This is a genomic window from Bacteroidales bacterium, from assembly GCA_018334875.1.
Taxonomy (GTDB): Bacteria; Bacteroidota; Bacteroidia; order Bacteroidales; family UBA12077; genus JAGXLC01.
The window spans coordinates 1-6,322 of record JAGXLC010000243.1 but is presented as its reverse complement, the minus strand read 5'-3'; the positions used below and the strand labels follow the sequence as shown (position 1 = coordinate 6,322).

Sequence of the window (6,322 nt, the reverse complement as noted above, 5' to 3'; positions counted from 1 at the left end):
AATATATCGTTTTCTTTTAATGGATATTAAATTTAAACAAAACTTTGCTAACAAAACAAAAAAGTCAACAGCCTTATGAAATCCAAAAACATAACAACTGCATTACAGAATATCAAGAGAAGTGACATTTATGAGCACCTCTTTCTGTTTCCAGAGAAAGAGCATTTCAGAAAACTTTTTCGGGGTACATTGGCTTTAACCCTGCTAATGCTGCTTGTATCAGGAGTTGTAACCGGACAGGTTAAAGCACCCAAAGAAATAGCGCCCATTGATGCGCCGTTCGATATGCCGCAACTGGAACGACCCCAATTTCCGGATCAGACTTTCAAAATACAAGACTACGGGGCTGACCCGGATGGTGAGGATGGAAACAAAGATACCGAAGCCATTCATAAGGCCATCGAGGCTTGTCACAAAGCGGGCGGAGGAACAGTCTTATTCCCGGCAGGTGACTGGCATACAGGACCTATACGTGTACTGTACGACAACATCAACCTGAGGATTGCCAAAGGGGCAACGGTTCACTTCAGCACCGACATTGAAGACTACTATCCTCTTGTTAAAGTGCGCCACGAAGGGGTAGAGGCCTACAATTACTGTCCGCCGATATATGCACCCGAGGTAAAAAACTTTGCCGTCACGGGTCAGGGCACCCTGGACGGAAACGGCGATGAATTCTGGTACGAATGGGCCACCGGAGGAGGTAGCCGGGAAGAGGCTGCCAAATATCGTCTTCCCAGAAGAAAGAACTTTGGCAAAGGAGGCGGTGTGGAAGGCATGCGACCTACCTTCCTGGTACCCTGGAAAGCAGAAAACGTTCTGGTAGAAGGCATCACCATGAGAAACTCCCCCATGTGGAACGTGCATCCCGTTTACTGCAAGAATGTTATCGTGCGCGGCATAGAAGTCTACGCACCTTCCAACTCGCCCAATACCGATGGGATCAACCCGGACGGATGTAAAAACATGCTGATTGAATACAACCACTTCAATGTGGGTGATGATGCCATTCCCATTAAATCGGGGCTGGATGAAGACGGACTCCGTATCGGTATTCCCAGCAAAAACATCGTGGTCCGTCATATCACTGCCAAGGGCGAACATGTGTATGGCGGCATTACCATAGGTAGCGAAGTCTCGGGTGGCATCGAGAATGTTTATGCCTATAATCTGACCTTTGAAGGAATGCCCGCCGGTATTAAGATCAAGAGCGGTCGTGGTCGGGGAAATGTAGTTAAGAACATTTACATTGAAGATGTGGAAATGAAAGATATGGTGGGCAATGCCATTTATATCTGCCCCAACGAGTACGGCGGCCGGGGAGTAGCTACACATTTCAGAGACATCCATATCTCCGATGTGAAAATTGACGGGGCGAAAAAAGCCATCTATTCCTATGGTATGCCTGAAAAATGGCTTACAGGGATTACTTTTAAAAATATTGATATTAAAAATGCGGAAGAGGGTGCCCTCCTTCAGCGTACCAAGGACCTGGTACTGGAGAATGTATCCATACAGGCTGAAAACGGGCCGGCATTGATCATAGATGACATCATTGAAGGAAATCTGACGAACCTTTCCCTTGAACCGGAAAATGGCGAGCCCCAATTGCGCATAACCGGTGATGAAACCGGGTTTATAAATCTCGATGATTCTGTACCCGGCGAAGAGATCGAATTTGAAGACAGGGCCTCGGAAGATGTGCTGGAGAGAGAATGATTGGGTGATTGGATGATTGGGTGATTGGGTGATTGAGTGATTGGATGATTGGATGATTGGGTCATTGGGTTGTCAGAAAAGGGTTAAGGCTTGAGGAAAAAGTTGGCAAGGGGCAAAGAGCAGTTGGCAAGACATATAGCTTCAATTAGCATGAGTACTTATTGTAACTGCAAATTCATAATAAGGCAAAGGGATGTAGCTACAGCTGGCAGAGATATTCAATAGTCATTCAGTTGTATTAATATGTTTGACGTGAATTTGAAAATCAGTTGGCAATGTGCAAAAGGCAGCCAGGCAAACCCGAATAGCTCCAGGGATCAGTAAAATCAAAGAGTCATTAAGTTGTCATTGCTGGTCATTTGGTAGTCATTTGTTGAAAAGCATGACACTGAAACTTCCACTAAAGCGAAGGCAAACTTCAATATCTAACCTTAAACATCAAACATGAAACTTCTTGAGCTATCAGCGCTACGCTTCTTCAATCCCGCCAGGCGCGGACAGGCCCGCCTGCTGCGGGCAATCACCCAATCACCCAATCATCCAATCAACCAATCATTACTTTAATAATGGCTCAACTTTTACTGATCTTTGCTCCGGCTATTCATCCTCATTATCCAGTCCAACCTTTCCCTGCTCCTGGTACAGTTCATCCAGCTCCTCCCAGCGGGCTTTCATTTGTTCGAGGCGTTCCTGGTGTTTCTCTTTCCAGGAAGGATTTCCGAAGTTGTAAAAGTCATCCGCCAGGTTGTTCAGTTCGGTGCGGTCCTTTTGCATATTATAAAGCTGCCATCTACCGTCTATGTCGGATGAGATCACCGCTTTCCACTTGCCCTGGCGCAGGGCGTTATTACCACCGTGACTGAAGTAAATTTCGCGCTCCCATTTCTTGTTTTCTTTAAACAGGGGGACCAGACTGCGGCCCGGCATTTGCGGTGCCTCATAACCGTTCCGTTCCTTTAGGGGCTCAACTCCTGCCAGATCCAGAAAGGTCGGGAGAAAATCAACTACATGACCAACGCCGTGGCGAAATTCTCCTTTGGCTTCGATACCCTCGGGCCAGTGAGCAATCATGGGCGTGTTAATGCCTCCCTCATGGGTCCAAAATTTATGGCGGCGAAGCGGTGTATTGCTGGCCGTGGAAAAACCCGGTCCAAGGCACAGGTAAGAACCGGCCGATCCGAGCGGGGCATCGGGATCGTGTCCGTCACCCCGGATGATCTGCTCGGCGCTGGCTCCGTTATCGGAGAGAAAGATCACCAGCGTGTTTTCAGCCTCTCCCATGGCTCTGAGCTGATCAAGTATCCGGCCAACTTCCCGGTCGATGACATCCACCATGGCAGCATGGATGGCCATCTTGGTGGCATGAAGGTGCTTTTCCTTTTCGGTAAGCTGATACCAGGGCTTTGCATAACGCAGCTCCCCGGGTATGCTGTCTTTCAGCCACTGCTCGGGCCAGCTCCACGGGGCGGTTACCATGTATTCAAAAGGACTGTTCTCGCCGAGATCAAAACCAAGCTCCTTTTGCCGTTTATAGCGCTCTTGTTTGAGTTTGTTCCAACCCTCCAGATAACGGCTGCGGTACTTGTCAATCACTTCCTGGGGAGCCTGAAGCGGAAAATGTGGAGAAATGAAAGCCGTATATAGAAAAAAGGGTGTACCGGCATGCTGGTTCTGATGTTGTTTGAGGAATTGAATGGAATAGTCCGTTATCGCGCTGGTGGAATAGTAATCGCTGCCTTGAGTTACATCGGGTAACTCTTTAAAACTTTTATCATCCAGATAAAGATTTTCGGGTTTTGGGGTAAAGTGGCGGCTGCCTGTATAGGTACAATTAAAGGAACGGTCAAATCCTCCCCTGCCGGTCACCTCATTAACATTCGGAACATGCCATTTGCCGCTGTGATAATTTCGGTATCCCGCCTTATCCAGATGACTGGGAATCATGGATCCCCATTTCGGGAAAGCTGCCCGCTCACCGTCTATATTGACTTGCTGTGGATAATAACCGGTAAGAATGGAAGCCCGGGTAGGCCAGGAGCGTCCGGCATTATAAAACTCAGTGAAACGAAGCCCGTTATCAGCCAGGGAGTCCAGGTTGGGGGTTTCAATCTCCCCGCCATAACAACCCAGGTCAGAGTAGCCGAGGTCATCAGCCATAATCAGTACAATATTCGGCGGATCATCAGGCTGAGCAGATTCCGAAGCCTTAGAACGGATGGCCTGAGATATCATCACAACAACAAATACCACCAGGAATTTCTTTAGCCCATAGTACTTTTCAATATACGCTTCTTTCATAACTTTTAGATTTTTAGTAACTTACTTTTTAGTGTATTTTTTGGCAGAAAATGAAATTCTAATATCCCTGCCTTGCCGGCAGTCAGGTAATTTCGAAATTAGTATTTACTCACTACGTTCGTAATATCGCTACGCTAAGTTCTAGTTTATCTGCATTAGTTAGATTAATTTAGTCCATATGAAAAACTTCTTCCAAAGGAATGCTCACCGGAGAATTGTCGGGGTTGGTCTCATAGAGGTCTGCCATATAATCCCACCATTTTTTTACAACTGGATTATCCCCCAGATCCTGTGAAGAGCTTTCACCGGCTTGCTTTTGCACAGCGAAAAGCGTGTTGGTTTCTTCGTCTAAAAAGATCGAATAATCGTAAACACCGGATTCTTTTAACAACTGCTTCAGTTCCGGCCAGATTTCATTGTGGCGCTTTATATACTCCTCTTTGCAACCGGGTTTCAGTTTCATTTTAAATGCAAATCGTTTCATTAGTAGAGAATTTTAAATGTTTCAATCAGGAACAATGATTTTTAAGTTCAGGTTATAAAAATAATGTTTTTTGCGTGTATTACAAAGCTTCACATTCCAGCCTGAGCGTATTGGCATAGGAGGAAACCGGTTCAGACGGCAGAAAAACTGTAATGTCATCGCTTGTTTTTTCCCAATGGATTTCTTCATCTGAGCCGAGGAGGGATATATGACTGACATTTACCTTTTTCAGGAAATTCAGGGTGATTTCATCTCCCGGCCATTCCAGCAGGATGGCATAAAGGGTATTGCCTTTTCTTGTGAACCGGACATCGCCGGGTTGAAACCGGTATTCTCCCTTCTCTCTGCCCCAGGATCCCACTTCCTTTTTGGTGGGACCTTCTCCATATACCGACCAGGGGGTGGTTCCATAAATGGCTTCTCCGTTCTCCGAAAGCCAGTTGCCCACACCCCGCAGGCGATCCTTCATCACTTCAGGGATGGCACCATCCGCTTTTGGACCTATATTGATAAGCAGATTGCCTCCCTTGCTTACAATATCGGCCAGGTAATCCACCAGCTCATTGGTGCTCATATATTCTTCCTCCGGGGTTTGCCGGTTGTATCCCCAGGAAGTGGGATCCAGCGCGTCGCAGGTTTCCCAGGGATGATCAAAAATCTCAGTGATATTCCGGCGTTCCGGGGTCTGGAAATCACCCAGCAATGCACCTCCGCCCGTGTTCCAGCGGTTTGCATGGGAAGTCCACACAGAACGGGAAAGGGCTTTTTTGGAGTCCACCTCAACAGAGGTGTCTAAGCCCCATCGGTCATTGGTCAGAACCTCATCGGGGTTTTCCGAATGGTTATAGAAATAGGCAATCACTTCCTTGCTGTTCCAATGCTCAGCGCCAAGCGGCTTTCCTTTATCGTCCCTGGCAGGACCTATTACTACATCTCCCCAGAGAATATCGGGATGATACCGGTCCACCAGTTCCTTAACCGTATTGTTCATGTATTCCACCCACTCTTTGTTGGGGTAGCGCTCATCCCAGAAGGAGTAGGTGGTATTGTGGTACAGGCCCATCTTCATCCCTTCTGCACGCACCGCACTAGTAAGGTCACCTACCAGATCACGTTGAGGACCCATATCCCCGGCATTGCGATCGGTATATTCAGAGGGCCAGAGCGCAAATTCATCCCCGTGTTTGGCAGTCATCACCACGTATCTGGCTCCGGCCTGTTTAAAAAGGTCTGCCCATGAGGCAGGATCATAATTTTCGGCTTTGAACATGGGGATGAACTCATCATAGGCAAAATCTACCCCGTAATTTTTGCGGTGATACTTATTGGCATCTTCCCGGATGTTGGCATGAAAAACGCTGTCGGAAAAGTTGCCCTGGGCTGCAGTATAAGGCGGACCGCCCAGGTTTCGTCCAAAGCTTGATTTGGGGCTTATAAATTCCACATACCACTCATGATAAGCAGGTACTGAATACACGCCCCAGTGAATAAAAATCCCGAACTTGGCATCCTGGTACCACTGCGGCACAGGATGGGTGGCAAGGGATTCCCAGGTTGGCTTGTAGTTTTTCTCCGGTTTCGAATCTTTGCAGGCTGTAAATACATTCGCTGCGATTAAAATTAAAACAATAGCATAAAGTCGGCTAAATTTTTTATGGGATTTCATATTTCCTGATTGAATGGTTAAGCAATGATAAGAAAATAAAAGTAGAATTTCATCAATAATAATATATAACTCATCTATTAATAAAGTACATCCCTAATGATGAACACCACTTGATTAATATTAGCGGGGCAATAGCCCGGATAACTGACTTCCTC

The 6,322-nt window shown here is 46.8% G+C and carries 4 protein-coding genes; 1 reads left to right on the top strand and 3 read right to left on the bottom strand.

The annotated features are described in order from the left end of the window. The first annotated feature begins 75 nt into the window (after nucleotides 1-75). Nucleotides 76-1,719, top strand: coding sequence for a hypothetical protein (locus KGY70_15385; GenBank protein MBS3776578.1), 1,644 nt, complete (start codon nucleotides 76-78; stop codon nucleotides 1,717-1,719). 597 nt (nucleotides 1,720-2,316) lie between these two features. Here KGY70_15385 and KGY70_15380 read toward each other — a convergent pair. From KGY70_15380 to KGY70_15370, 3 genes are all read right to left on the bottom strand, one after another. Beyond that, nucleotides 2,317-4,017 (bottom strand): arylsulfatase, encoded by a 1,701-nt coding sequence (locus KGY70_15380; GenBank protein ID MBS3776577.1) that lies wholly within the window; start codon nucleotides 4,015-4,017, stop codon nucleotides 2,317-2,319. A 169-nt stretch (nucleotides 4,018-4,186) separates the two neighbouring features. Further along, a complete protein-coding gene (gene rhaM / locus KGY70_15375) occupies nucleotides 4,187-4,501 on the bottom strand; it encodes an L-rhamnose mutarotase (GenBank protein MBS3776576.1) in 315 nt (104 codons plus the stop codon). Nucleotides 4,502-4,580: 79 nt separating this feature from the next. After that, nucleotides 4,581-6,167 carry an alpha-L-fucosidase gene (locus KGY70_15370; protein MBS3776575.1) on the bottom strand — a complete coding sequence of 529 codons (1,587 nt, stop codon included), beginning with the start codon at nucleotides 6,165-6,167 and terminating at the stop codon, nucleotides 4,581-4,583. Nucleotides 6,168-6,322 lie beyond the last annotated feature (155 nt).